We start from the raw sequence: 26,227 nt of genomic DNA on the forward strand, positions 1-26,227 counted from the left end.
AAACTCGGAGATAGCTGGTTCTCCCCGAAAGCTATTTAGGTAGCGCCTCGGACGAATACTACTGGGGGTAGAGCACTGTTTGGGCTAGGGGGTCATCCCGACTTACCAACCCCATGCAAACTCCGAATACCAGTAAGTACTATCCGGGAGACACACGGCGGGTGCTAACGTCCGTCGTGAAGAGGGAAACAACCCAGACCGCCGGCTAAGGTCCCAAAGTTCTGGTTAAGTGGGAAACGATGTGGGAAGGCTCAGACAGCTAGGATGTTGGCTTAGAAGCAGCCATCATTTAAAGAAAGCGTAATAGCTCACTAGTCGAGTCGGCCTGCGCGGAAGATGTAACGGGGCTCAAACCAGGCACCGAAGCCGCGGATTTGCACTTAGTGCAAGTGGTAGGGGAGCGTTCTGTAAGTCTGCGAAGGTGTATCGAGAGGTATGCTGGAGATATCAGAAGTGCGAATGCTGACGTAAGTAACGATAAAGGGGGTGAAAAGCCTCCTCGCCGGAAGACCAAGGGTTCCTGTCCAACGTTAATCGGGGCAGGGTGAGTCGACCCCTAAGGCGAGGCCGAAAGGCGTAGTCGATGGGAAGCAGGTTAATATTCCTGCACGACTTGTAATTGCGATGGGGGGACGGAGAAGGCTAGGTGGGCCAGGCGACGGTTGTCCTGGTGAAAGTGCGTAGGTGGTGTTTCTAGGCAAATCCGGAGACACAACACTGAGACACGAGACGAACACACTACGGTGTGGAAGCCATTGATGCCCTGCTTCCAGGAAAAGCCTCTAAGCTTCAGATTACAAGTCATCGTACCCCAAACCGACACAGGTGGTCGGGTAGAGAATACCAAGGCGCTTGAGAGAACTCGGGTGAAGGAACTAGGCAAAATAGAACCGTAACTTCGGGAGAAGGTTCGCTCTTGATGGTGAAGTCCCTTGCGGATGGAGCTGTCGGGAGTCGCAGTGACCAGATGGCTGGGACTGTTTATCAAAAACACAGCACTCTGCAAACACGAAAGTGGACGTATAGGGTGTGACACCTGCCCGGTGCCGGAAGGTTAATTGATGGGGTTAGCGCAAGCGAAGCTCTTGATCGAAGCCCCGGTAAACGGCGGCCGTAACTATAACGGTCCTAAGGTAGCGAAATTCCTTGTCGGGTAAGTTCCGACCTGCACGAATGGTGTAACCATGGCCATGCTGTCTCCACCCGAGACTCAGTGAAATCGAATTCGCCGTGAAGATGCGGTGTACCCGCGGCTAGACGGAAAGACCCCGTGAACCTTTACTACAGCTTGGCACTGAACATTGAACCTACATGTGTAGGATAGGTGGGAGGCTTTGAAGGCGTGACGCCAGTTGCGCTGGAGCCGTCCTTGAAATACCACCCTTGTATGTTTGATGTTCTAACGCAGGGCCCTGAATCGGGCTCGCGGACAGTGCCTGGTGGGTAGTTTGACTGGGGCGGTCTCCTCCCAAAGAGTAACGGAGGAGCACGAAGGTTGGCTAATCCTGGTCGGACATCAGGAGGTTAGTGCAATGGCATAAGCCAGCTTAACTGCGAGACGGACAGGTCGAGCAGGTACGAAAGTAGGTCATAGTGATCCGGTGGTTCTGAATGGAAGGGCCATCGCTCAACGGATAAAAGGTACTCCGGGGATAACAGGCTGATACCGCCCAAGAGTTCATATCGACGGCGGTGTTTGGCACCTCGATGTCGGCTCATCACATCCTGGGGCTGAAGTCGGTCCCAAGGGTATGGCTGTTCGCCATTTAAAGTGGTACGCGAGCTGGGTTCAGAACGTCGTGAGACAGTTCGGTCCCTATCTGCCGTGGGCGTTGGATGATTGAAGGGAGTTGCTCCTAGTACGAGAGGACCGGAGTGAACGAACCTCTGGTGTTCGGGTTGTCACGCCAGTGGCACTGCCCGGTAGCTAAGTTCGGAATCGATAACCGCTGAAAGCATCTAAGCGGGAAGCGAGCCCTGAGATGAGTCATCCCTGACCCCTTGAGGGTCCTAAAGGGCCGTTGGAGACCACAACGTTGATAGGTGGGGTGTGTAAGCGCAGTGATGTGTTGAGCTAACCCATACTAATTACCCGTGAGGCTTAACCATACAACACCCAAGAAGTGTTTCGAGCCTTGTAACGAATACGAAACTACTTACATCAGCTTTCTCAGATTGAAGAATTTGCCTGGCGGCCATAGCGCCGTGGAACCACCTGATCCCATGCCGAACTCAGAAGTGAAATGCGGTAGCGCCGATGGTAGTGTGGCATTCGCCATGCGAGAGTAGGACACTGCCAGGCACCCAATTTTAGATTACGCGGATAGCGTGGTCTTTACCGGTTAGTGTGCTGATATGGCTCAGTCGGTAGAGCGCATCCTTGGTAAGGATGAGGTCCCCAGTTCGATTCTGGGTATCAGCACCATTAAAGAGAAAGCCTCCCTGAAAAGGGAGGCTTTTTTGCATCTGTCGCTTTCTAAAAAATCTCCTCATATTCCTTACCTTCAATACTTTCCTCTGTTTGTAGTCTGTACTGTTTTCTGCTGATCTGAGTCCCAAGGTGTTACTCATTTGACTGCTATTGATGGTTTTATCCAGATATTTAACCATGATTGATTGACGTAAAACGTTTTACATGTAAAATCCGGCGCGTTTTGCCTATTACGTGGAGAAAAAGCATGGCGCAGGATAATGAATACTGTTTGGGGGCGGTTCCCGCCAAAGGGCGCAAAGGTGTGCTGTCGCTGATGCTGGTGATGCTAGGCCTGACCTTCTTCTCTGCCAGCATGTGGACCGGTGGTGCGCTGGGCACCGGGCTGGTGTTCGATGACTTCATCAAGGCGGTACTTATCGGCAACTTGTTGCTGGGTATCTACACCGCTTGTCTCGGTTATATCGGTGCCTCAACCGGCCTCTCTACCCATCTGTTGGCGCGCTACTCGTTTGGGGTGAAAGGTTCCTGGCTGCCATCCCTGCTGCTGGGTGGCACTCAGGTCGGCTGGTTTGGCGTTGGCGTGGCGATGTTTGCCCTGCCGGTGCAGAAGGCGACCGGCATCGATGTGAACTGGCTGATCGCCATTTCGGGCATGTTGATGACGGTGACCGTCTACTTCGGTATTTCAGCTCTGATGGTGCTGAGCTTTGTGGCAGTACCGGCCATTGCACTGCTTGGCGGCTACTCGGTCTGGCTGGCGGTGACCTCGACCGGTGGCATGGCTGCGTTGCAGCAGGTGCAACCAAGCAATCCCATCGAGTTCACCACGGCGCTGACCATGGTGGTCGGTTCCTTCATTAGTGCAGGAACCCTGACTGCCGACTTTGTTCGCTTTGGTCGCAAACCCTGGGGCGCCGTCATGATTACCATGGTGGCGTTTTTTTTGGGCAACACTCTGATGTTCGTCTTCGGTGCAGCCGGCGCGGCCGTGACCGGGCAGGCCGATATCTCGGAAGTGATGCTGATGCAGGGGCTGCTAATCCCCGCCATTCTGGTGCTCGGCCTCAATATCTGGACCACCAACGACAACGCTCTCTACGCCTCCGGCCTCGGTTTTGCCAACATTACCGGTCTCAAGAGCAAGCCGCTCAGCGTGATCAACGGCCTCATCGGTACGGCTTGTGCCCTCTGGCTTTACAACAACTTTGTCGGCTGGCTGGCCTTTTTGAGTACGGCAATTCCGCCGATCGGTGGCATTATCATCATGGATTTCCTGCTCAATCGTGAGCGTTACCGTCAGTTTGCCGAGCAGCAGTTCGAGACGGTGCGCTGGCAGGCTCTGGTCGCCACGGCAGTCGGGGTAGCTGTCGGCAAGTGGCTGCCGGGCATAGTGCCACTCAACGCGGTATTGGGCGCCGCCTTCACCTATTTCATTCTGGTTCGCCTCACCCAGCGGCCGGTTCTGGTACAGGAAGTTAACAAATGCTGATTCAACATATTCGTTTGGCCGATCGGGCAGGGTTGTGGCAGATCCGCTGTCAGGATGGGGTCATCACAGCCATCGAACCCCATGACGAACATGCCGTCGCCGGTCGGGTGCTGGACGGGGAGGGCGGTCTGGCGATCGCTCCCTTGATCGAACCCCACATTCACCTCGATACCACCCAGACAGCGGGCGAGCCGAGCTGGAACCTCTCCGGCACCCTGTTCGAGGGGATCGAGCGCTGGGCCGAGCGCAAGGCGCTGCTGACCCATGAGGATGTGAAACAGCGTGCCATCCAGACGCTGAAGTGGCAGATCGCCAACGGCATCCAGTTCGTCCGTACTCACGTCGATGTCTCCGATCCCAATCTGGTGGCGCTCAAGGCGATGCTGGAGGTGCGGGAGGAGATGAAGGAGTGGGTCGAGCTGCAGATCGTCGCCTTCCCGCAGGAGGGGATCCTCTCCTATCCCAACGGTAAGGCACTGCTGGAGGAGGCGCTCAAGCTGGGGGCCGATGTGATCGGTGCTATTCCCCATTTCGAGTTCACTCGGGAATATGGGGTCGAAAGTCTGCACTACATCTTCGATCTTGCCGAGAAGTATCAGGTTCTGGTCGATGTGCACTGCGACGAGATCGATGACGAGCAGTCCCGCTTTATCGAGACGCTGGCGACCCTGGCCTACGAGCGCGGTATCGGCCATAGAGTCACCGCCAGCCACACTACCGCCATGCACTCCTACAACGGCGCTTATGCTTCCCGCCTGTTCCGTCTGCTCAAGATGGCGGATATCAACTTCGTGGCCAATCCGCTGGTGAACATTCACCTGCAGGGGCGGTTCGATACCTATCCCAAACGTCGCGGTATTACCCGGGTGAAGGAGATGCTGGAGGCGAACATCAACGTCTGTTTCGGTCACGACGACGTGTTCGACCCCTGGTATCCCATGGGCACCGCCAACATGTTGCAGGTGCTACACATGGGGCTGCATGTCTGCCAGATCATGGGTTACGAGCAGATCAACGACGGTCTGAAGCTGATCAGCAGCCACAGCGCCCGCACCCTGAATGTGCAGGATCGCTATGGTATCGAAGTGGGCAAACCGGCCAACCTGTTGGTCCTGCCCGCCGACAACGGCTTCGATGCGGTGCGCCGTCAGGTGCCGGTGCGTTACTCGGTCCGCCACGGCAAGGTGATTGCCCAGACCCGCCCGGCCCAGACCGAAATCGTGCTGGGTCAGCCCGAGCCCATCGATTTTCGCCGCTGAGATTTCAATCAGGCTGGATGTCGATTAGTTCCGCCTCTGGGCACAAGGGCCGCCATTGCGACATAATGGCGGTCTGACCCTGAGGGAGTGACACCATGCAAACCTGGTTCTATGTTGCTGCAGGGGGCGCCATCGGCGCCTGCCTTCGTTTTGGGATTGCCGAACTGATGGCCTTGCTGCTGGGGCGCCACTTTCCTTACGGGACTCTGGTGGTCAACGTGGTGGGCTCTTTCATCATGGGGGTGGCGTTCGCCCTCATCAGTCATGGTCATGTGGTAGAACACCCGATGAAGCCGCTGCTGATGGTGGGGATCCTCGGTGCCCTGACCACGTTTTCTTCCTTTGCCCTCGATACGGTGGTGCTGGCTCAACATGGGGCCTATCTGAAAGCGCTGCTCAATATCGGTCTCAATCTCTTCCTCTGTCTGGCCATGGTGGTGCTGGGCATGCAGTTGGTTGCGAGCCGGGTTTAAGGTGTCCGGACGCCAGTGGCTCTGGTAAACTGGCGGCCATTCTTTGCTCTATGGGTGTTTGAGGGATGTCAGAACAAGCAACGACAACGCATTTTGGCTTTAAAACCGTGGCCGCGACCGAGAAGGAAACTCTGGTAGCAGGTGTCTTCCATTCGGTGGCAGCCAAGTATGATCTGATGAACGATCTGATGTCGTTCGGCATCCACCGCCTGTGGAAGCGCTTCACCATCGACTGTTCCGGTGTGCGCAAGGGCCAGAAGGTGCTGGATCTGGCCGGTGGTACCGGTGACTTGACCGCCAAGTTCTCCCGCATCGTCGGCGAGACCGGTCAGGTGGTGCTGGCGGATATCAACGACTCCATGCTGAAAGTGGGCCGCGACAAGCTGCGCAATCTGGGGGTCGCCAACAACGTCTCCTACGTGCAGGCCAATGCCGAGGCGCTCCCTTTCCCCGATAACCACTTCGACGTGATTACCATCGGCTTCGGTCTGCGCAACGTCACCGACAAGGACAAGGCGCTCGCCTCCATGTTCCGGGTGCTCAAGCCGGGTGGCCGTCTGCTGGTGCTGGAGTTCTCCAAGCCGGTCAGCGAAGTGATCGCCAAGCTCTATGACCTCTACTCCTTTAAACTGCTGCCGAAAATGGGCGAAATCGTCGCGAACGACAGTGAAAGCTACAAATATCTGGCAGAGTCCATCCGCATGCACCCGGATCAGCAGACCCTGGCCGGCATGATGGAAAATGTCGGTTTCGAGCAGGTGGAGTACTTCAATCTGACTCAGGGTGTGGTCGCCCTGCACCGCGGTTACAAGTTTTAAGGTTGCCTATGCCGATGGATGCCATGGTCACCGCGGTGATCGAAACCAGCCTCAACCAGTTGCTGGCGCTGGACAAACAGAGCCCGGAGCGGCTGCGCAAACTGGTGGGCAAGGTGCTCAAGCTGGAGCTGCGTGAACTCAAGCCGCTCTGGTTTGTTTTCTCCGAGCGTCGGCTGGATGTGCTGGCCCAGCATGAAGGGGAGGCCGATGCGGTGCTTAGCCTCTCCCTGACCGCCCTCGGTCTGCTGAAAGACCCGTCCGCCCTGACCCGCTATATCCGCGAGGAGAAGCTGGATCTGAGCGGTGATCCCCAGCTGGTACAGGCATTCAGCGTGCTGCTGGGTGAGCTGGATATCGACTGGGAAGAGGAGCTGTCGCGCTATACCGGCGACGTGCTGGCCCACACCCTGTTCAGCGGTGCCCGTCAGGCGCGTCGCCTGGCCGGTCGCGAGCTGTGCCGCACCCGCAGCCAGCTGGCGGAATATCTGACCGAAGAGGCCCGCCTCGCCCCCGGCCCGCTGGAAGTGGCGAGTTTCAACGATGACGTCGAGGTGCTGGCCCAGCAGCTCAAGGCCGTCGAACTGCGGCTGGCCCGCTTCGAACAGCAGGTGACCTGATGACCCCGAAGGAGTTCAAACGCCTCTATCGCATCATCACCATCCTGCTGGAGCAGGGCATCGACGAACTGGTGCCCGCCCGCTATCAACCTTGGCCGGGTCGTCTGGCCCGTCGCTCCCTGTTCTGGCTCAAGAACAAGCAACCGGATCTCAGCCGCGGTGCCCGTATCCGCCTCGCCTTCGAGGCACTTGGTCCCATCTTCATCAAGTTTGGCCAGATGCTCTCGACCCGCCGCGACCTGTTGCCGCCAGATATCGCCGAAGAGCTGGCCCTGCTGCAGGACAGGGTGCCCCCCTTCTGTGGTCAGGCGGCGCGCCAGCAGATCGAGCTGAGCCTGGGTTGTCCCATCGAAACCCTGTTTGACGACTTCGACGAGACGCCGCTGGCGTCGGCTTCCATCGCGCAGGTGCATACCGCCCGCTTGAAGGAGAGTGGCCGCGAGATCGTCATCAAGGTGATCCGTCCCGACATCGAGCCTGTCATCGAGGCCGACCTGAGACTGATGCAGGCGCTGGCCCGTCTGGTGGCCCGCTTCGTGCCCCAGAGCGCGCGGCTGCGCCCCATCGAGGTGGTGGAGGAGTATCGCAAGACCATCCTCGACGAGCTGAATTTGATGCGCGAAGCGGCCAACGCCATCCAGCTACGGCGCAATTTCACCGGCTCCGAGGCGCTCTATGTGCCTGAAATCATTACCGACCTCTGCCGCGAGCAGGTGCTGGTGATGGAGCGCATCTACGGTATTCCGGTCTCCGATATACCGGCGCTGGAAGCCAATGGCACCAACATGAAGTTGCTGGCCGAGCGCGGGGTAGAGGTGTTCTTCACTCAGGTGTTCCGCGACAGCTTCTTCCACGCCGACATGCACCCGGGCAACATCTTCGTCTCCTATGAGCACCCGGAAAACCCGCTCTGGATCGGCATCGACTGCGGCATCGTCGGCACCCTCAATCGGGAAGACAAACGCTATCTGGCGGAGAACTTCCTCGCCTTCTTCAACCGCGACTATCGCCGGGTGGCGGAGCTGCACGTGGAGTCGGGCTGGGTACCGGCAGACACCAAGGTGGACGAGTTCGAGTTCGCCATCCGCACCGTGCTGGAGCCCATCTTCGAGAAGCCGCTCTCCGAAATTTCGTTCGGTCACGTGCTGCTCAACCTGTTCAACACCGCTCGTCGCTTCCATATGACGGTGCAGCCGCAGCTGGTGCTGCTGCAAAAGACCCTGCTCTATGTGGAAGGGTTGGGGCGTCAGCTCTACCCGCAGCTCGATTTGTGGCAGACCGCCAAGCCGTTCCTCGAGAACTGGATGCACGAACAGGTGGGGCCCAAGTCGGTATTGAACGCCATCAAGGAGAAGGCGCCATTCTGGGCGGAGAAGCTGCCGGAGCTGCCGGAGCTGGTCTATGAGACTCTGCGCCAGACCCGTCATCAGCAGCGTCATTTCGACCAGATGTTTGCCGAGTTCCGCCGTCACAGCCGTCGGCAGGGGCAGGCCCGCTACCTCTTAGGGGTTGGAGCCAGCCTGCTATTGGCGGGTGTATTCTTGCTGACCCAAAAACAACACATTGAGTGGGGACAAGCCAGTCTCGCCGGTGCAGCCCTCTGCTGGCTGGTCGGCTGGTTGCGAACCCGTTCCCATTAATCAACAACCGCGCCGTCAGGCGCCTGTTCTGGAGAGAAAATCATGGGTGGTATCAGTATTTGGCAATTGTTGATCATTGCAGTCATCGTCGTGCTGCTGTTCGGTACCAAGAAACTGCGCGGCATTGGCGGTGATCTGGGCGCGGCGGTCAAAGGGTTCAAGAAAGCCCTCTCCGACGAGCCGGCTGATGCCAAGGCCGAGCAGAAAGATGCCGAGTTTCCCCCGAAACAGCTGAACGAAGCGGCCACTCAGAGCAGTGAGACCGCCAAACAGAAAGACAAAGACCAGGCCTAAGCCATGTTCGATATCGGTTTTTGGGAGCTGGTCGTTATCGGTGTGGTAGCACTGGTGGTACTGGGGCCCGAGCGGCTGCCGGTTGCCATCCGCACGGCTACCCACTGGATCCGCCTCATTCGTTCGACCGCGAACTCGGTCAAGTCCGAGCTGGAGCAGGAGCTCAAGTTGCAAGAGCTGCATAACGACCTCAAGAAGGCCGAACAGTTGCAGATGAGCAACCTGAGCCCCGAGCTGCAGGAGTCCATCGAACAGCTCAAAGCGGCGGCCCAGTCGGTCAATCGCCCCTATCAGGTGGAGAACGAGATCCGTCCGCCGCGCCCCGAGCCGGTCGCCCAGGCTGAGCCTGCCACGCCGGTGGAGCCTGCGGTGCAGCTGAGCCACGACGTGCCGCCGGTCAACAGCCAGCGGGAGAGTGAGCCGGTGCCGGTCAGCGACTCCGCAGTAAAAGGGGAGGTGAAGCCATGAGTCAGGCCGAACAACCCCTTATCAGCCATCTGGTTGAGCTGAGAACCCGCTTGCTGCGCTCCATTACCGCCATCCTCGTGGTGTTTCTGGCGCTGATCTACTTCTCCAACAACATCTACGACTTCGTGGCTCAGCCGCTGCTCAGCCAGCTGCCGGAAGGGACCAGCATGATCGCGACGGATGTGGCGACCCCCTTCCTGACGCCGATCAAGCTGACGCTGGTGGTCTCCTTCTTCGTGGCGATCCCCTATCTGCTCTATCAGGCCTGGGCTTTTATCGCCCCCGGTCTGTACCAGCACGAACGGCGCCTGATCATGCCGCTGGTGGTCTCCAGTGCCCTGCTGTTCTATGCGGGGATGGCGTTCGCCTACTACGTGGTGTTCCCGCTGGTGTTCGGTTTCTTCACCAGCACAGCACCCGCCGGGGTGACGGTGGCTACCGATATCGCCAGCTATCTGGACTTCGTACTGACCCTGTTCTTCGCGTTCGGGGTGGCGTTCGAAATTCCGGTGGCCACCATACTGCTCTGCTGGACCGGCGTGACCACACCGCAAAACCTGAAGGAGAAACGTCCCTATGTCATCGTCGGGGTGTTTGTGGTCGGCATGCTGCTGACGCCGCCTGATGTCTTCTCCCAGACCCTGCTCGCCATCCCGATGTGGGCGCTGTGGGAGATAGGTCTGTTCTTCGCCCGCTTCTACGTGAAGAAAGAGGATGAAGAGCAACAGGAACAACCGGATGTGGAGAGTTGAGGCTCTGTTCGTCACCTGTTTGCCGGACGGCGAGAGGATGACGAAGTCCGCAGGAATAGCAGAACGAGGGGAGCTTAGGCTCCCTTCCTCTTTTCATGCTCCCGTTCGAGGCGTATGGTAAGGCCCCATTCGGTAGATGGTTTTCAAATACCTGATATGTATTCCTTTTGTCTGGAACTCCTCATCCCATGATCGATATCGGTTTAAACCTGACCAGCAGCCAGTTTGCCGGCGAGCAGGCTGAGCTGGTGGCCCGCGCCCGTGCCGCCGGAGTGGAAGCGCTGATCCTGACCGGTACCGATCTGGCTGGCAGCCGCGAGAGCGCCGGGTTGGCCGCCCGCTGGCCGGGCTACTGCTTCTCCACCGCCGGGGTCCATCCCCACGATGCCAAGAGTGTCGATGAGTCGACCCTGCCCGCCCTGCGCGAGCTGGCGGCGCTGCCGCAGGTGGTGGCCATCGGCGAGTGTGGCCTCGACTACAACCGCGATTTCTCTCCCCGTCCGCTGCAGGATGCTGTGTTCGACGCCCAGCTGGCACTGGCCGCCGAGCTCGGGATGCCGGTGTTTCTCCACTGCCGCGATGCTCACGCCCGTTTCATCGAGATCTTGCGTCCCTGGCTGCCCAGACTACCGGGAGCCGTGCTGCACTGCTTCACCGGCTCCGACGAGGAGCTGGACGAGTGTCTGGCGCTGGGGCTGCATATCGGGGTGACTGGTTGGCTCTGCGACGAGCGCCGCGGCCAACTGCTGCGCGAGCAGGTGGCCCGCATTCCAGCCGGCCGCCTGATGATCGAGACCGACGCACCCTATCTGGTGCCGCGGGATCTGAAACCGCGCCCGAAACGCAACGAACCCGCTTTTTTGCCGCACATCGCCCAGGTGGTGGCGGCCTGTCGTGGTGAAGCGCCCGAGGCCTTGCTGGCCCACACCCGGGCCACCTCCGCCGCGTTCTTCCAACTTCCTCTCCAGGAGTGATTCATGGCTACAACTCTTCCGGGCACCTTTCCGGGCCGCCGCCTGCGCCGTCTGCGCAAACATGATTTCAGCCGTCGTCTGGTGCGCGAGAACGTACTGACCGTCAACGATCTCATCTATCCGGTGTTCGTGCTGGAGGGGGAGAACCGTCGGGAAGCCGTTCCCTCCATGCCGGGGGTGGAGCGTCTCTCCATCGATCTGCTGCTGATCGAGGCTGCCGAACTGGTGGAGCTGGGTGTGCCCGCTATCGCCCTGTTCCCGGTGACCCCGCTGGAGAGCAAGAGCCTGATGGCGGAAGAGGCCTACAACCCGAACGGACTGGCCCAGCGCACCGTGCGTGCCCTCAAGGCCCGCTTCCCGGAGCTCGGGGTCATCACCGATGTGGCGCTCGATCCGTTCACCACCCACGGGCAGGATGGCATCATCGATGACGAAGGCTATGTGCTGAACGACATCACCACCGAGATCCTGATCAAGCAGGCGCTCTCTCACGCCGAGGCCGGGGTCGATATAGTCGCGCCGTCCGACATGATGGATGGCCGCATCGGTGCCATCCGCGCCGCGCTGGAAGAGAACGGCTTCATCAACACCCAGATCATGGCCTACTCCGCCAAGTACGCCTCCTGCTACTACGGCCCGTTCCGCGATGCGGTCGGTTCTGCCGGCAACCTCGGCAAGAGCAACAAGGCCACCTACCAGATGGATCCGGCCAACAGCAACGAAGCCCTGCACGAAGTGGCGCTGGATATTCAGGAAGGGGCCGACAGCGTGATGGTCAAGCCGGGCATGCCCTATCTGGACGTGATCCGTCAGGTGAAGGATCAGTTCGGCGTGCCGACCTTTGCCTATCAGGTGAGTGGCGAGTACGCCATGCACATGGCGGCGATCCAGAACGGTTGGCTGAAAGAGAAGGAGTGCATCATGGAGTCCCTGCTCTGCTTCAAGCGGGCCGGGGCCGATGGCATCCTCACTTACTTCGCCAAGCGCGTGGCGCAGTGGCTGAAGGAAGATGCCCGTTAAGCCGGGTTGAAGAGAGAAACGAGAGGGGGAGCCGATGGCTCCCCCTCTGTCGTTATGGCTCTCTTTTGGTCACGAGCGGATGATTACAGCTTGATCCAGGCATCGCTCCAGTGGCTGCCGGTACCCGGTGCATAGTGGCCGGTCGAGCCGCCACACCAGCCGCTGTAGGGCCAGGGTTTGCACTCGTAGTCGCCACCGGCATTGCTGACCCGTTCGCCACTCTGATAAGCGGTGCCCGCAACATAGGTCGGGTAGCTGCCGTTACCACCGTCACTGTCACCACCCGGTGCCTGTTCCACCAACGCCAGGGTGAAGCGGCGCTCGAAGCCCTGCTTGCTCCCCTCAGCCATGCCCGCCAGCAACAGCTCGTAACTACCGGCCGCTAGGCCCGACTGTGCCAGCTGCAGGGAACCCTGACCATCGATCAGGGCGCTGCCGGTGGCGGCCGGATTGCCATCCTGCAACAGGGTCGCGGTGACGGTCACCGGGTTGGCGGTGGTCAGCGTGAGGCTGAAGTCGATCGCGCCGTTGACGATGAGATATTCGGCCGCCAGATCGGTGACGGTGAAGTCACTGCTGCTACCGGTCGTGGGCAGGATGAAGTCTCCGCTCAGGTAGGTCAGACCGGTCCAGCCGGAGCTGGTCAGCCAGTGCTTGCCATTGGTCTGATAGACGCTGGGCAACTGGGTGCACTGTTTGTTGTCATTGACGAAGCCGATACCGTAAAAGCCCGCCACATTCTTGTAGCAGAGCTGGCGACCATTCTGGTGCAGCACTGGCTGATCCAGCTTGCCCTTGTGGTGGAGTGACAGCCAGTCAAACTGGTTGATGGCCGAGACCAGCGGCACAAACTGGCCATCGGGCTGTCGATAACGGATCAGGGATCCGGCATCACAGAGCAGACCATCAGCCTGCTGTTCGACGTAGCCGTAGTACTGCTCGCCATCCTGGAAGGTGAACCGGCAGAGATTGCCTTTCTCCGACTCCTTGGGGATCCAGCCCATCAGCAGTCGCTCCTGATTGTTCAGGGCCGCCAGCTGCCCGGCACTGAAGTCGCTGCCGTTGGCTACCCAGCCTTGCGGCATGGTAGAGAATTGCATGAAGTAGTGGTCGGTATAGTACATGTGGCTGTCAGCGCGATGCTTGCGAGCCCCCTGGCTGACCGAGTTGTAGCGATAGATGTCGTTTTCCGGCTTGTGGAAACCGTTGAGATCATCGTCCAGATAGGGCAGGTCGCCCTTGCGGATATGGTAGTTGGCCATACCCGTCATCAGCGGATGCCAGCCGTGGCTGCCACGGGCAAACGCGCTCTCATGGCTGTAGGACTTCCCATCGAAGCCGTGGCCAAATTCGTGGGCAATGATGCCCCAGCCGCCGTAGTAGTGGCTGACAAAGTTAAAGGTATCGACCCCGGTGATGCCACCACTCCCCAGCCCGCCCCCCATGGCGGTGATCCCCAGGTTGAGGTAGGGGCGCTTCATCAGGCTGTGGTAGTAGTAGTCATAATCGGCCGCCGTAAAGATCCCGTTTGGCACATAGCTGTTACCGCCATTGCCGAACATCTCGTAGCCGTTCACCGCCTTGAAGTTGTACCAGACGTGTTTGAACTCCTCGGTCGAGACCATGTAGGCCAGGTTGGTGGCGATGATCAGCCACTCGCGGGCGTAGAGGGCATTGATGGGGCGCCAGGAGCCGCTGGTGTTGGTGGCGAAACGCACGTTCCAGCTTGGCTTGAGGCGTGCCAGCTTCTGGGCAAACGGATCCGAGTTGGAACTGAACCTGTGCTCGAACTGGGCGGGCAGATTGATGCTGTTGTCGAGCAGGTTGTTGAGATCAAACACACCATCGCGGCTGGCGCTGTTGAAGCGTCCCTGCTCACCAAAGGCGCTCAGTGGCAGGGTGATTTGGGCATAGGCGGGCAGGCGATCGAGCTGGCCCAGGATCAGCCACTTGTTGATACCGTTCAGGCGTGACTCGATATTGATGTCATACAGCTCTCTGGCGGCATAGTTGGTGATGCGCACCGTGTCGTTATCAAGCAGCTCGGTCTTGACCAGAGAATTGATGTTGACCGAACGCTGGGCGCGATCGATCAGCACCTCGTAGGGTTCGTCATTGCGCAGTATGTAGCTGACTGCGGCCGGCATCAGCTGATCGAAGATCAGCGGGCGAGCCGGCAACTGCTCGTCGGCCGTGAAGCTGATCTCCTTGCTCAGCAGCTGGTTGAAACCCAGGCCGTGCTCGTTGGCGGTGACAAGCGCCGAGCCCGCCAGCTGGAGATCTTTCAGCGCCGCCACGGGCTGCTGGTTGATCTCCTGGACAGTAAAGGTCGGGTTCTTGAACTGAAAGTCGTTGGCGATCAGGGTATCGGCATCATGCCACTCGATGCGGTCCTTGAAGTTCACCACCAGCCGATCGCCATCCATGTCGATTTTTTGCAGATTGCTGTCGGCGATCACCTGCTCAGGCGCCAGCGGGGTGTTGCTGGCGATGGCATCAGCCAGTTTGCGCAGGTCATAGATGTAGTAGTTTTTGCCGGCGGTGTGGGCCAGGAGATAGTCACCCACCTGATGGAGTTGCACCAGACGGTGGCTGTATTTTCCTTCAAAGGCGAGCCGACCGGCGATGGGGGTCTTGAGGCTGTTCTCCGGCGTCACATCCTGCTGGCGGTAGACCTTGATCTCGCTCAGCGCATCGGCCACCAGCACGTAATCCTGATTGGCAAAGACGGCCTGGGCGCGGTGCAGGCTGTTGCTGCCGGAATCCCGACCGGTTCCCAGGGTGGTGACATGGCGATGTTCATCGGCCAGATCGAAGATATCGACCCGGTGCGAGTAGCGCGAGACCACGTAGAGCAGGTTGTTGCGGACAAACAGTTCACTGATCTGGTTGTAGGCCGTGGCACTGCCGGTTTCGGTGCCGCGGATCTCGCCAATCTGCTGGCGGCTCGGGATATCGATAATGGCCACATGGCCCGGATTGCCGTTCTGGCTGACATAGAGCCGATCCTGATAGCGCTCGACCGCCGTGATCAGGCTGGCGTCCAGCCCCAGCTGGTCGGCCGCCAGCTCCTCGCCTTTGTCCAGATATTGCAGCGAGGTGGCAAACGAGTTGACGCTGCAGGAGCTGGTCTCCATCACCACCCGGGTGCGTTCGCCATTCTGGATCTGGCCGTGGGGGAAGTACTCCAGCAGACAGCCGTTGCCGTAGTCATAGTTGCCAAAGCGTTTGTTGACCGCTACGACCCCACCGTCGTACCAGGTCAGCTCCCACTCCTCATCGAAGAAATCAAAGACGTTACGAATGGCTGTTTCGTCGAAAAAGTGGGGTTTGGGCAGATCGAACAGAATGTGGTTATCCGCCGTCAGCGGGTAGAGCAGGCCATTGATGGCAAGGTGGCGCTTGCCATCCTTGATGATCACGTTCTGCTCGTCAGCCGCACTCTGATGCAGCGCGGCGAGGCGCGCCGTCATTTGCTCGTAGTGCTCCTGATAGGTTTGTTTGAAATAGGCTTGTTCGCGCTCATCGGCCACGACATGGGCCGACAGCAGCAAACCGAGCAGGGTGGCAAGCTTGGTGGTTCTTGGCATGGTGATTTCCTTATCTTGGTTGTTGTTGGATGTTTTTTGGTGCTTGGCAAGCATGTAAAAGAGAGGGGCTAACCCGTCCGGGTCAGAGCATCCTGCCCATCGGCGGTGTGGCCGACGGGCAGGATATGGGCGGGGGCCTGTCGGCCCCCGTTAGTGGTTGGGGCAAGGTCAGAGCTTGATCCAGGCATTGCTCCAGGCAGAGCCGGTACCCGGCGCATAGTGGCTGGTCGAGCCTCCACACCAGCCGCTGTAGGGCCAGGGTTTGCACTCGTAGTTGCCACCGGCATTGCTAACCCGATCACCAGCCTGATAGCCGGTGTTGGGAGCGTAGGCCGGGTAGTCACCTTCGCCACCGCCGCTGTTCTCTTCGGTCAGCGCAACCGTGAAGCGCTGTACCACCGGCTGCTGGCCATCTGCCAGGCCGGTGATGACCACGTCGTAGCTACCGTCGGTGACATTGCTGCCCTGCAGCATCAGGGTGCTGGTGCCGTTCACCTGGCTGCTGGTGGTACCGTGGCTGTGGCCGCTCTGCTCCAGAGTCGCGGTGATCTGTACCGGGTTGGCGGTGGTCAGGTTGAAGCGGATGCTGACCTGACCGTTGACTATGGTGTACTCGCTCGCCATGGCGCTGACGGTGAAGTCGCTGCTGCCTTCGGCGGGTGGCGTTGTGCCGCCGCAATCGCTGTCGCCCTGTACGCGCCAGACGCCCCAGTCACCCGTGGTGCCCGGCTCTTCGTTCTGGGTCCACCAGCCTGCCAGCCAGTTCTTGCCGTTGTGGCTGACGATGTCGCCGCCCACGTAGACCTTCTTGGCATCCCAGCTGTTTTCACAGACGGCGCCCTGCTCCCTGACGGTCACGTTGCGCTGCTGGGTTACCTGCTGACCGGCGCTGTCGCTCACCTGATAGGTGAGGGTGTAGCGGCCGACCTTGCTGCTGTCGACGTTGCCGCTGACCTTGATTTGGGCGGTCAGGTCGCCATCTTCTTCATCATGGGCGCTGACGCCAGCGATCGGATCGAAAGCGGTACCCAGTTCCAGCGTGGTATCGGTGACACCGCTGAACACCGGCTTCATGCTGTAGACCTCGATGGTACGTACCTGCTCGGTGACGTTGTTGTCGCGATCGCTCACCTTGTAGGTGAGGGGGTAGAGGCCGATGCGCTGGCTGTCTACCGAGCCTTCCACCTGGATTTGGCCAGTCAGGTCGCCATCTTCCTTGTCGTTGGCGCTGACACCGGCCAGCGGATCAAAGGCGGTACCCTGCTTGATGCGGGTATCGCTCAGGCCGCTGAACACCGGCTTGCCGTTGTCGACCGGGGGCGTGATCTCCTGATCGTGGATGAAGGGGCCGTAGCTCTTGATGAAGGATTCGTTGTAGGACTGACCGGCGGCGTTGCGGCCCATGTCCCAGTTGATGGACCAGGTCATCACGCCGCGCAGCGGTTGCCCCTCGCTCTTCAGGCGGTTGAAGGCGTTGTAGAGCTTCTGCGGATCCTGCACATAGCCGGTGGCGGCGGCGTCGATGTTGGTCGGAATGCCAAACACCAGCTTGTCATGGGGGATCTTGTAGAAGCCGCGGGTTCCGTTGCTCAGCGAATCCGCCATGTAGTAGATGAACTCTTCTTTCAGGGCATCGTTGTTCTGGGCAATCCAGCCGATGCCATCGATGTAGATACCGTCACCACCCTGGTTGTAGAACTGGGGGTTGATCCAGTCGTAGTAGCCTTCCAGATTGCGGATATAGGGGATGTAGGCGCCAGTCTGGGTCAGATAGGGGAACTCCGGCGCCATGGTGATTAGGAAGTTTTTCCCCTGGGAGCGGTAGTGATCCTTGACCAGACGCAGGGCCGCCGGGATCACGGTCTGGTTGTCGGCGGCGGTGATGGCGGCCTGTTCCAGGTCGATATCCAGCCCGTCGAAGCCATAGGTCTCCACCAGACGGATGATCTCGTCGGCAAAGGCCTGCTCCTGACCTTTGCGCAGCTCGATGTGTGCATCGGCACCGCCCAGCGCCAGCAGCACGGCACGGCCCTGACGGTTCAGCTCTGCGATCTGCTCGATAAACTGGCTTTCGCTCATGCCGATGGCCGGGTCGAGCTTGAAGGTGGGGATGGGATCGCTGCCATACACCTTCATGAAGGAGACATCGACCACGTTGTATTGCGGGTTGACCTGATCGAGCTTGACGCAGGGGGCGATACCGCCCTTGTAGCCCGAGCCGTCACACCAGTTGTGCCAATAGCCGACCACTACGCCGGACTGGGGGTTGACCATCGCCTGACCGGCACTGGTGGCATATGCCATGGGGGCGCCCATGCCGAGCAGGCAGCCAAGCAGGGATAATTTGAGTTTGTTCATCGTCTCTCCGTACGGTGCAAATGGGGCGTCGGTTGTGACCGGACGTCCTCGGGGGCAGCCCCGCTGTCATAGGTGTTTTCCCTTAGACCGGTGGCTTTGCGTCGCGCCCTTTCGGGTCACTTTGCCTTTTTCACCCGATTTCTGTGCAGCACAGAGAATCAAGTGACCTGCATGGCAGGTTGCCTATGATAGATGCTTGAAAATAAATTAATCAATAGTTGGTTTTGATTCTAATTAACTGAAAAATATTGATAATTTGTTACAGTTGCCACATTTTGTCCGTTTCAATGATTGAGCATGACGGTACTTGGCTGGCAGCTGTGGCGCCGGTAAATGGCGGCTTTTTGCCCCTTGAAAGTAGCGATAAGAGCCAAAAAAGGCCCACATATTCATCTTGTTACTGGCTGTTGATGGCAAAACTGCAGCAACGGCAGAGATCCGGGTCGCAATGGTAGGAAAAGTACAGGGTTGCGGCGGATTCCCGCTTGATTATTGCGTGGCTTGGCCACATGTTAGAAAGCCATACAGAGCTGCTAAAGCGGTCTGTTCAAGACCAAACAAGAGGTAACCGGGATGAATAACCCTTTGCTGACAATGGATTCGCTGCCCCCTTTCAGCCAGATCAAGCCGGAGCAGGTTCAACCTGCCGTGATTCAGGCGATTGCTGACTGCAAGCAGAAGATCAGCGATGTGCTGGCCCAGCGTGATCCCCATACCTGGGATAGCCTGATTGCCCCGCTGGAAGAGGTAAATGACCGTCTGTCACGGATCTGGTCACCGGTCAGCCACCTCAACTCCGTACTCAACAGCGAAGCGCTGCGCGAGGCCCATGATGCCTGCCTGCCGCTGCTCTCCGAATTCCAGACCTATGTCGGTCAGCATGAAGGGCTCTATCAGGCCTATCTGGCCCTCTCCGAGAGCGATGATTTCCCGCTGCTCAGCGGCGCCCAGCGCAAGGAGATCCAGAATACCCTGCGTGACTTCCGCCTCTCCGGTATCGGTCTGCCTGCCGAGGCGCAGCAGCGTTACGGCGAAATTCAGGCCCGCCTCTCCGAGCTGGCCTCCCGCTTCAGCAACAACGTGCTGGATGCGACCCAGGGCTGGCACAAGCTGGTGGCCGATGAAGCCGAACTGGCCGGCTTGCCCGACAGCGTGCGTGCCGCTGCCCGTCAGATGGCTGAACTTAAAGGCAAAGAGGGGTGGCTGTTCACGCTGGATATCCCCTCTTATCTGCCGGTGATGATGTACGCGGACAACCGCGAACTGCGCGCCGAGATGTACGAAGCCTTCACCACCCGCGCCTCCGATCAGGGCCCCAATGCGGGCAAGTGGGACAACTCAGTCATCATGAGCGAGCTGCTCACCCTGCGCCGCGAACTGGCCCAGCTGCTGGGCTTTGCCAACTATGCCGAGCTCTCCCTGGCCACCAAGATGGCGGACAAGACCGAACAGGTGGTGAGCTTCCTCACCGATCTGGCGGCCAAATCCCTGCCACAAGGCAAGGCCGAGCTGGAGGAGATCCGCGCCTTCGCCGCCGAGCAGCATGGTCAGAGCGAGCTGGCCGCCTGGGATCTCGCCTACTACGCCGAGAAGCTCAAGCAGCACAAGTTCTCCATCTCCGATGAGCAGCTGCGCCCCTACTTCCCCGCCAGCAAGGTGGTGAAGGGGTTGTTCGAAGTGGTGAAGCGGGTGTTCGGCATGAAGGTGCGCGAGCGCCTCGGCATCGACACCTGGCACCCGGACGTGCGCTTCTACGATATCTTTGATGCCGACGACGAGCTGCGCGGCAGCTTCTATCTAGACCTCTATGCCCGCGAGCACAAGCAGGGCGGCGCCTGGATGGATGTCTGCCTGGGTCGTCGCTACCGTCAGGATGGTTCACTGCAAAAACCGGTGGCCTACCTGACTTGCAACTTCAACGGTCCGGTGGATGGCAAACCGGCGCTGTTCACCCACAACGAAGTGGTCACCCTGTTCCATGAGTTTGGCCACGGCATTCACCACATGCTGACCCGCATCGACGTGGCCGGTGTCGCCGGTATCAACGGCGTGGCGTGGGATGCGGTGGAGCTGCCGAGCCAGTTCCTCGAGAACTGGTGCTGGGAGTCCGAGGCGCTGGCCTTTATCTCCGGCCACTACGAGACCGGCGAGCCGCTGCCTGCCGATCTGCTGGAGAAGATGCTGACCGCCCGCAACTTCCAGGCGGCCATGCAGATGCTGCGCCAGCTGGAGTTCGCCCTGTTCGACTTCCGCCTGCATCAGGAGTTTGATCCGGCCAATCCGACGCAGCTTCCGGCGCTGCTGGATGAGGTGCGCAGTCAGGTAGCAGTGATGACGCCGCCAGCGTTCAACCGCTTCCAGCACAGCTTCTCCCACATCTTTGCGGGCGGCTATGCGGCGGGCTACTACAGCTACAAGTGGGCCGAGGTGCTCTCTGCCGATGCCTTCTCCCGCTTCGAGGAGGAGGGGATCTTCAACCCGGCGACCGGCCAATCCTTCCTGAAGAATATTCTGGAGAAGGGGGGCTCGAAGGAGCCGATGGAGCTGTTCCGAGCCTTCCGTGGTCGTGAGCCCAAGGTGGATGCACTGCTGCGACACAGCGGGATCGCTGCCTGAGATTCCTGACCCGCAGCCTGTGTGAGCTTCAAGCAGGTACACTGTTTTGCGGCATAGTGGGATCGAGTCGTGATTTCTGCGACAAAAAGGGACCTTTTGGTCCCTTTTTTCAAGGCTTTTTAATATCTTGCTGATTGCATATTTGCACTGCCCACGGCTCTTCAGTAGAGTCGTGTTCTAACCTTCAAGGAGAGAAAGCCACTTGCCATGAGGCGAGCACTCGATTCCGTCTATCAAATCATCTCAAGTCTGGCTCATTCGAGCGGCCAGGGATATTTCGATACCTTTGTGAGTGAAATCGCCGCTGCTGTGATGGCTGATGTCGTCCTGATCGCCAGCAGGGAATCAAATGCTACCTACCTGACAGTTCAGGCTGCCTACCCCTCCTCTCTTGACCCCGATACCCTGACGCTGCCACTGACTGACTCTCCCGATGCCATTACCTGGCAGGAGGGGGAAGCCTGGTTCAGCGATCGTCTGTTGCAGCTGTTCCCCGCGATGCCGCTTGCCGATGCGTGGCAAGCCCAGGCTTACGCCGGGATCGCCCTCAAGGATGCGGATGGCGAAACCATAGGTATCTGCTGCCTGCTCTATCGTCAGCCGCAGGTCAATATGACCAAGGTGATGGGGCTGCTCCGGTTGTTGGGGCCGCTGGCCGGTCGTGAACTGGCGCTGATGCTGCAACGCCAGCTGCCGCAACTCTTGCCTGATACCCCCCATGTGCTGCAGAGCATGCTGTTTCAGGCCCCGGTGGGGATCGGCAAGCTCGATCTCGCCGGCCGCATTCTCTGGGCCAATCCGGCCATCGAGAAGATGCTGGGTTATCCCCTCGACGAGCTGCTTCATCGCTCCATCTCCGACATCAATCACCCGGAGGATTGGCAGCGCAGCCTTGAGTGCTACGAAGAGATCCGGCGCGGCGAGCGCAGCAGTTTCACCCAGGAGAAGCGCTACTTCTGCAAGGGGGGCGAGATCCTGTGGGGGCGGGTAACTGTCACCCTGATCCGCGACGAGCAGCAGCAGCCGGACTACCTGATGGTGCTGCTGGAGAATATCGATCCTCTCAAGCGTCATGCGGAGCAGCTCAAGCTCTCTCACCGGGTCTACGACAACCTCTCCGAAGCGATTCTGGTGTGCGATGCCGACAGCCGCATCATCTCGGTCAACCCGGCCTTCGAGCAGATCACCGGCTACAGCAGTGACGAGGTGCGGGGCCAGCGTCCCAGCATGCTCAAGTCCGGGCTGCACGATCAGACCTTCTATGCCGACATGTACCACGCGCTGGAGCGGGTGGGGGTGTGGCGTGGCGAAGTGTGGAACAAGCGCAAGAACGGCAAGCTCTATCCGCAGCAGCTGATGATCAGCACCCTGCGTGAAGCCGGCAAAATTCAGCAATATATCGCCATTTTCAGCGATCTTTCCCAGACCAAGGTGGCCGAGCAGAAGATTGCGACCCAGGCCAACTACGACAACCTCACCAGCCTGCCCAACCGCTGGCTGTTTGGCCGCTGCCTCACCCGCTTCTGCGAGCGGGGCGAGCGCTTCGCGCTCATGGTGCTCGACCTCAACAACTTCAAGGCGGTCAATAACAGCATGGATCACCATGCTGGCGATGCCCTGCTGCGGGAGGTCTCGGATCGACTGGTGAGCCGGGTGCGCACCGAAGATCTGGTGGCCCGCATCGGTGGCGATGAGTTCGCGTTCCTGGTGCCCGGCATCGTCACCCGCCGTCAGGCCGAGGTGTTTGCCAAGCAGGTGATCGGCAGCTTTGCCCGTCCCTTTATGCTGGCCAACCAGCATCTCTATGTGACCGCGACCATCGGCATGACTCTCTGTCCGGTCGATGGCAGCGAGAGCGACGAGCTGCTGCGCAACGCCGAACAGGCGCTGTTTGCGGCCAAGCGGCAGGGACGGTTGCTCGGTGCCTACTGCTCATCCATGCGGGAAGAGGTGCGCCAGCGCCACCAGATGCAGCAGGATCTGGCCGAAGCGATCAAGCTGGAGCAGCTGACCATGGCCTACCAGCCGATCTGGGACAATCGCAGCGGACGGGTTGCCAAGCTGGAGGCGCTGGTGCGCTGGTATCACCCCCACTGGGGGCAGGTATCCCCTGCCGAGTTTATTCCGCTGGCGGAAGAGGCGGGATTGATTCAGGGGCTGGGTGCGCTGGTATTGTGGCAATCGTGCCGGGATCTGGCGCGGTTGCAGCAATCCGGCTTCCCTGATCTGCAGATGTCGATCAACCGTTCCACCATGGAGTTCCAGACCATCGACCCCGAGGCGAGTGAGTGGCTCAAGGTGATCCAGCACTTCGGGCTCGATCCTGCCGACATCGTCATCGAAATCACCGAATCTCTGCTGATGGAGAGCAGCGATCAGCACAGGGTGCGGATCGATGCCCTGCGCGAGGCGGGTTGCAAGCTGGCCATCGACGATTTCGGTACCGGCTACTCGGCCCTCAACTATCTGCGCACCTTCCCGGTAGATCTGGTCAAGATCGACCGCTCCTTCGTGCGCCATATCCCCTTCAACGAGCAGGATAGGATGCTGCTCGATGGCATCATCAACATAGTGCACAACCTGGGCATGCAGGTGGTGATCGAGGGGGTTGAGACCCGCGAGCAGCTCAACTTCCTCTGCCAGAAGGGGTGTGCCTTCACCCAGGGTTATCTGCTCAGCCGCCCGCTGGCCTATGACGATCTCATTGATTACCTCGCTCTCAACCGTCAGGGGATGAACCTCACTGTCGTGAGCTGATCCACCGCTTCTGTTATCATGGCCGCTTCTGTACGTGCCATGAGTCTGCCTCCTATGCCCCATATTCAGGTTTTCAGTGAAGTCCCCGCCCGTGATGGCGAGCTCGACGCCCTGCGTTTACGCCTTGCCGACGTGGAGTTTCCGGCTCCGTTTGCGCTGGTACTGACTGAAGAGAGACTGGAACTGCGCAAGCTGGATGAGCCCAAGCTGGGTGCCGTCTATGTGGACTTCGTGGAAGGGGCGGTGGCACATCGCCGCAAATTTGGCGGTGGTCGCGGCCAGTCCATCGCCAAGGCGGTGGGGCTGAAGGCCGGAGCCACTCCGACCGTGGTGGATGCTACCGCCGGGCTGGGGCGCGATGCCTTCGTGCTCGCCTCCCTCGGTTGCAAGGTGACCCTGATCGAACGCAGTCCCGTGGTGGCTGCTCTATTGCAGGACGGGTTGGCGCGGGCGGCACAGGATCCCGAGATTGGCCCCTGGGTCAGCGAGCGGATGCACCTGCTGCAAGGCCCGGCGGTGGACAACCTGCTGGCGCTGCCGGAGCGGCCCGAGGTGATCTACCTCGACCCCATGTTCCCGCACAAGCAGAAGTCGGCGCTGGTAAAAAAAGAGATGCGGGTGTTCCAGTCGCTGGTGGGGCCGGATCTCGATGCGGATGCCTTGTTGCCTGCCGCGCTCAAGATGGCTGATAAGCGGGTGGTGGTGAAGCGGCCGGATTACGCCGGCTGGCTCAACGAGCATAAACCCAGCATGGCCATCGAAACCAAGAGCAACCGCTTCGATGTCTATGTGATGGCGGCGCTGGCTGCGGGTTAAAAGCCGGTGCGAGTTGCGGATGCAAAAAAGAGGGCCAACGTCATGTTGGCCCTCTTTTGTCTTACTGGATTCAGTTGGTTGGCGCGAAGCGGATCAGCTTATCTTCCCCTTGCCAGTTCAGGCGCAGGGTCGCCAGATCCGCGAGGCTGAGCCGCTCGCCACTGTGCAGCAACAGATACTCGACCCCTTCGCTGGCTTCGATAGTGCGGATCTTGTCATCCCGCTGGCGACCATCGCGGCTGGTGAGGGTCACCGGCAGTTGCCAGCTGGCAGCAATTTCGAGCCAGTCGTAGAGATCGCAGCTGATGGGTTGGTAATCCGGCATGATCGGCTCCAAAACAGACAGGCTGCTGAGTCAGGCTTCCAGCAGGCGGGTGGGCCAGCCCATTTTCTGCTGGCGCTCTACCTCGAGGCGCAGCTCGCTGGCGCGCAGGTAGTGTTCATCCATCCAGCCCTTGGGCAGGGTCAGGGTCAGTGACTCCTCTTCTGCCTGCAGGGTGAAGCTGGGCACTGTGCCCTGGGTACGGCGCATGCAGAGGATCAGCGCGATGCGCAGGATACGGGCCAGCCGAATCGCCTGACGACCGGTGACTGCACCCTGTTTCTCCAGTGGTTCCAGCTTGAATTCGTCCCGCTGGTTGAACAGCAGGGCCGACAACAGCTTCTTTTGCGCAGGGGTAAAGCCCGGCATGTCGATGTTGTCGATGATGTAGGCGGCGTGTTGCGGCGCCTTCTTGTATTCGATACAGAGGCCGATCTCGTGCAGCAGGGCTGCATAACGCAAGATTGGGCGACCATAGCGCTTGGAGAGCCGCCAGGCCGGCTGCAGCTGGGTGAACGCCTCGATGGCGGTATCACGCACCCGCTCGGCGTGCTCCTTGTCCAGCTGGTAGCGGTTGATCAGGCTGTCGGCGGTGCGGTCACGGGCATCGCAGTCGTGATTGTTGCCGAGCAGGCCGTAGATCAAGCCTTCGCGCAGGGCGCCACCCGCCAGCGTCATGCTCTCGATGTCCAGGGTTTCAAAGATGGCGATCAGGATGGCGAGGCCGGAGGGGAACACGGTCAGCCGTTCGGCCGCCAGCCCTTCCAGTTGCAGCTGATCGAGCTTGCCGCAGGCGATGGCCTGACCCATCAGCTCCTGCAGTTTCGGCAGGGTGACCCGTTCGCTCTTCCCTTGCGCCAGCATGATCTCTTGCAGCGCCTGTACCGTGCCGGAGGCGCCGACACAGGTACGCCAGCCGAGGGCGCGGTAATCTTCCGCCACCTTCTCCAGCACCGCCTTGGCGGCAGCAATCGCCTGCTCGAAACGGGCTTCGGAGAGCTCGCCATCACCGAAGTGATTGTTGAGCCAGGTGACGCAGCCCATGTGCAGGCTGTTGAGCAGTTTTGCTTCGCTATGTTCGCCGATCACCAGTTCGGTACTGGCACCGCCGATGTCGATCACCAGCCGGTTGCCTTCCCCAGCAGAGGTCCAGGAGACCCCTTCATAGATGGTCTTGGCCTCTTCCTCGCCCGAGATGATCTCGATGCTGTGGTTGAGTACCCGTTCCGCTTCGCTGAGGAACTCGTCGACGTTGGTGGCAAGCCGCAAGGTTGCGGTGCCCACCACCCGGATGTTGTCGGCCGGGATGTCCTGCAACTGTTCGGAGAAGAGACGCAAACAGTCCCAGCCCCGCTCCATGGCGGCACGGCTGAGACGAAATTCCGGATCGAGCCCGGCTGCGAGGCGAACCTTGCGCTTGACCTTGGCGACGGTGCGCAGGGCACCGGCGACCTCGCGCACCACCAGCATATGAAAGCTGTTGGAGCCGAGGTCGATAGCGGCATAGAGAGGCGAGTTGTGCAACGGGCC

At 59.7% G+C, this 26,227-nt stretch carries 18 protein-coding genes, 1 tRNA gene, 2 rRNA genes and 1 riboswitch (1 of these 22 only partly in view); of the genes, 17 read left to right on the plus strand and 4 right to left on the minus strand.

Annotation, left to right across the window (positions count from 1 at the left end):
• The 14 genes from I6L46_RS17120 to hemB all read left to right on the plus strand — a co-directional run.
• Nucleotides 1-2,109: ribosomal RNA gene (locus I6L46_RS17120) — 23S ribosomal RNA — on the plus strand (it extends 780 nt beyond the left edge of the window).
• Between the two features lie 78 nt (nucleotides 2,110-2,187).
• Nucleotides 2,188-2,302, plus strand: a 5S ribosomal RNA gene (rrf, locus tag I6L46_RS17125).
• 47 nt (nucleotides 2,303-2,349) lie between these two features.
• Nucleotides 2,350-2,425: transfer RNA gene (locus tag I6L46_RS17130), tRNA-Thr, on the plus strand.
• 253 nt (nucleotides 2,426-2,678) lie between these two features.
• Nucleotides 2,679-3,923 (plus strand): cytosine permease, encoded by a 1,245-nt coding sequence (gene codB / locus I6L46_RS17135; protein WP_216976478.1) that lies wholly within the window; start codon nucleotides 2,679-2,681, stop codon nucleotides 3,921-3,923.
• Nucleotides 3,917-5,182, plus strand: a complete 1,266-nt coding sequence (locus I6L46_RS17140) for a cytosine deaminase (RefSeq protein ID WP_216976480.1) — start codon at nucleotides 3,917-3,919, stop codon at nucleotides 5,180-5,182. The genes codB and I6L46_RS17140 overlap by 7 nt, the downstream gene beginning before the upstream one ends.
• Nucleotides 5,183-5,277: 95 nt before the next feature.
• Complete coding sequence (crcB, locus tag I6L46_RS17145) at nucleotides 5,278-5,655, plus strand: fluoride efflux transporter CrcB (protein ID WP_005339378.1); 378 nt, start codon at nucleotides 5,278-5,280, stop codon at nucleotides 5,653-5,655.
• A gap of 65 nt (nucleotides 5,656-5,720) precedes the next feature.
• A complete protein-coding gene (ubiE, locus tag I6L46_RS17150) occupies nucleotides 5,721-6,473 on the plus strand; it encodes a bifunctional demethylmenaquinone methyltransferase/2-methoxy-6-polyprenyl-1,4-benzoquinol methylase UbiE (RefSeq protein ID WP_005342396.1) in 753 nt (250 codons plus the stop codon).
• Nucleotides 6,474-6,481: 8 nt separating this feature from the next.
• The gene (locus I6L46_RS17155) at nucleotides 6,482-7,090 is read left to right on the plus strand and encodes an SCP2 domain-containing protein (RefSeq protein WP_216976482.1); all 609 of its coding nucleotides are present in this window, start codon (nucleotides 6,482-6,484) and stop codon (nucleotides 7,088-7,090) included.
• Entirely contained in the window at nucleotides 7,090-8,730 is a 1,641-nt protein-coding gene (ubiB, locus tag I6L46_RS17160; protein ID WP_005339383.1) for a ubiquinone biosynthesis regulatory protein kinase UbiB, read from the plus strand. Before I6L46_RS17155 ends, ubiB begins: the two co-directional genes overlap by 1 nt.
• A gap of 42 nt (nucleotides 8,731-8,772) precedes the next feature.
• Nucleotides 8,773-9,024 (plus strand): Sec-independent protein translocase subunit TatA, encoded by a 252-nt coding sequence (gene tatA / locus I6L46_RS17165; protein WP_005339385.1) that lies wholly within the window; start codon nucleotides 8,773-8,775, stop codon nucleotides 9,022-9,024.
• 3 nt (nucleotides 9,025-9,027) lie between these two features.
• Nucleotides 9,028-9,492 (plus strand): Sec-independent protein translocase protein TatB, encoded by a 465-nt coding sequence (tatB, locus tag I6L46_RS17170; RefSeq protein WP_005342398.1) that lies wholly within the window; start codon nucleotides 9,028-9,030, stop codon nucleotides 9,490-9,492.
• Nucleotides 9,489-10,244 (plus strand): twin-arginine translocase subunit TatC, encoded by a 756-nt coding sequence (gene tatC, locus I6L46_RS17175; protein ID WP_040098487.1) that lies wholly within the window; start codon nucleotides 9,489-9,491, stop codon nucleotides 10,242-10,244. Before tatB ends, tatC begins: the two co-directional genes overlap by 4 nt.
• A gap of 188 nt (nucleotides 10,245-10,432) precedes the next feature.
• Nucleotides 10,433-11,218: a TatD family hydrolase gene (locus I6L46_RS17180; protein WP_216949877.1), complete on the plus strand. Its 786-nt coding sequence runs from the start codon at nucleotides 10,433-10,435 to the stop codon at nucleotides 11,216-11,218.
• A gap of 3 nt (nucleotides 11,219-11,221) precedes the next feature.
• The gene (gene hemB, locus I6L46_RS17185; protein WP_216949876.1) at nucleotides 11,222-12,238 is read left to right on the plus strand and encodes a porphobilinogen synthase; all 1,017 of its coding nucleotides are present in this window, start codon (nucleotides 11,222-11,224) and stop codon (nucleotides 12,236-12,238) included.
• An 83-nt stretch (nucleotides 12,239-12,321) separates the two neighbouring features.
• On the opposite strand, the gene I6L46_RS17190 is transcribed toward hemB, so the two are convergent.
• Nucleotides 12,322-15,828, minus strand: coding sequence for a hypothetical protein (locus I6L46_RS17190; protein WP_216949875.1), 3,507 nt, complete (start codon nucleotides 15,826-15,828; stop codon nucleotides 12,322-12,324).
• Nucleotides 15,829-15,996: 168 nt separating this feature from the next.
• Nucleotides 15,997-18,186, minus strand: coding sequence for an immunoglobulin-like domain-containing protein (locus I6L46_RS17195; protein ID WP_216976484.1), 2,190 nt, complete (start codon nucleotides 18,184-18,186; stop codon nucleotides 15,997-15,999).
• A 50-nt stretch (nucleotides 18,187-18,236) separates the two neighbouring features.
• Nucleotides 18,237-18,322, minus strand: a riboswitch (cyclic di-GMP riboswitch).
• Between the two features lie 437 nt (nucleotides 18,323-18,759).
• Here I6L46_RS17195 and prlC point away from each other — a divergent pair.
• From prlC to I6L46_RS17210, 3 genes are all read left to right on the plus strand, one after another.
• Entirely contained in the window at nucleotides 18,760-20,802 is a 2,043-nt protein-coding gene (prlC, locus tag I6L46_RS17200; protein WP_216976486.1) for an oligopeptidase A, read from the plus strand.
• 207 nt (nucleotides 20,803-21,009) lie between these two features.
• Complete coding sequence (locus I6L46_RS17205; protein WP_216976488.1) at nucleotides 21,010-23,559, plus strand: bifunctional diguanylate cyclase/phosphodiesterase; 2,550 nt, start codon at nucleotides 21,010-21,012, stop codon at nucleotides 23,557-23,559.
• Between the two features lie 63 nt (nucleotides 23,560-23,622).
• On the plus strand, nucleotides 23,623-24,375 hold the full coding sequence (locus I6L46_RS17210) for a class I SAM-dependent methyltransferase (protein WP_127008353.1): 753 nt from the start codon (nucleotides 23,623-23,625) through the stop codon (nucleotides 24,373-24,375).
• 70 nt (nucleotides 24,376-24,445) lie between these two features.
• Here I6L46_RS17210 and I6L46_RS17215 read toward each other — a convergent pair whose 3' ends face one another.
• Both I6L46_RS17215 and gppA read right to left on the minus strand, forming a co-directional pair.
• Nucleotides 24,446-24,700, minus strand: a complete 255-nt coding sequence (locus I6L46_RS17215; protein ID WP_216976490.1) for a Rho-binding antiterminator — start codon at nucleotides 24,698-24,700, stop codon at nucleotides 24,446-24,448.
• A gap of 30 nt (nucleotides 24,701-24,730) precedes the next feature.
• Nucleotides 24,731-26,221 carry a guanosine-5'-triphosphate,3'-diphosphate diphosphatase gene (gene gppA / locus I6L46_RS17220; protein WP_216976492.1) on the minus strand — a complete coding sequence of 497 codons (1,491 nt, stop codon included), beginning with the start codon at nucleotides 26,219-26,221 and terminating at the stop codon, nucleotides 24,731-24,733.
• Between the last annotated feature and the right edge of the window lie 6 nt (nucleotides 26,222-26,227).

It is taken from the genome of Aeromonas sp. FDAARGOS 1416 (assembly GCF_019048085.1).
GTDB lineage: Bacteria > Pseudomonadota > Gammaproteobacteria > Enterobacterales > Aeromonadaceae > Aeromonas > Aeromonas veronii.

Bases quoted from the DNA above. Each gene is read 5' to 3' on its own strand.
- codB (WP_216976478.1), top strand. From the start codon at position 2,679: ATGGCGCAGGATAATGAATACTGTTTGGGGGCGGTTCCCGCCAAAGGG.
- I6L46_RS17140 (WP_216976480.1), top strand. From the start codon at position 3,917: ATGCTGATTCAACATATTCGTTTGGCCGATCGGGCAGGGTTGTGGCAG.
- crcB (WP_005339378.1), top strand. From the start codon at position 5,278: ATGCAAACCTGGTTCTATGTTGCTGCAGGGGGCGCCATCGGCGCCTGC.
- ubiE (WP_005342396.1), top strand. From the start codon at position 5,721: ATGTCAGAACAAGCAACGACAACGCATTTTGGCTTTAAAACCGTGGCC.
- I6L46_RS17155 (WP_216976482.1), top strand. From the start codon at position 6,482: ATGCCGATGGATGCCATGGTCACCGCGGTGATCGAAACCAGCCTCAAC.
- ubiB (WP_005339383.1), top strand. From the start codon at position 7,090: ATGACCCCGAAGGAGTTCAAACGCCTCTATCGCATCATCACCATCCTG.
- tatA (WP_005339385.1), top strand. From the start codon at position 8,773: ATGGGTGGTATCAGTATTTGGCAATTGTTGATCATTGCAGTCATCGTC.
- tatB (WP_005342398.1), top strand. From the start codon at position 9,028: ATGTTCGATATCGGTTTTTGGGAGCTGGTCGTTATCGGTGTGGTAGCA.
- tatC (WP_040098487.1), top strand. From the start codon at position 9,489: ATGAGTCAGGCCGAACAACCCCTTATCAGCCATCTGGTTGAGCTGAGA.
- I6L46_RS17180 (WP_216949877.1), top strand. From the start codon at position 10,433: ATGATCGATATCGGTTTAAACCTGACCAGCAGCCAGTTTGCCGGCGAG.
- hemB (WP_216949876.1), top strand. From the start codon at position 11,222: ATGGCTACAACTCTTCCGGGCACCTTTCCGGGCCGCCGCCTGCGCCGT.
- I6L46_RS17190 (WP_216949875.1), bottom strand. From the start codon at position 15,828: ATGCCAAGAACCACCAAGCTTGCCACCCTGCTCGGTTTGCTGCTGTCG.
- I6L46_RS17195 (WP_216976484.1), bottom strand. From the start codon at position 18,186: ATGAACAAACTCAAATTATCCCTGCTTGGCTGCCTGCTCGGCATGGGC.
- prlC (WP_216976486.1), top strand. From the start codon at position 18,760: ATGAATAACCCTTTGCTGACAATGGATTCGCTGCCCCCTTTCAGCCAG.
- I6L46_RS17205 (WP_216976488.1), top strand. From the start codon at position 21,010: ATGAGGCGAGCACTCGATTCCGTCTATCAAATCATCTCAAGTCTGGCT.
- I6L46_RS17215 (WP_216976490.1), bottom strand. From the start codon at position 24,700: ATGCCGGATTACCAACCCATCAGCTGCGATCTCTACGACTGGCTCGAA.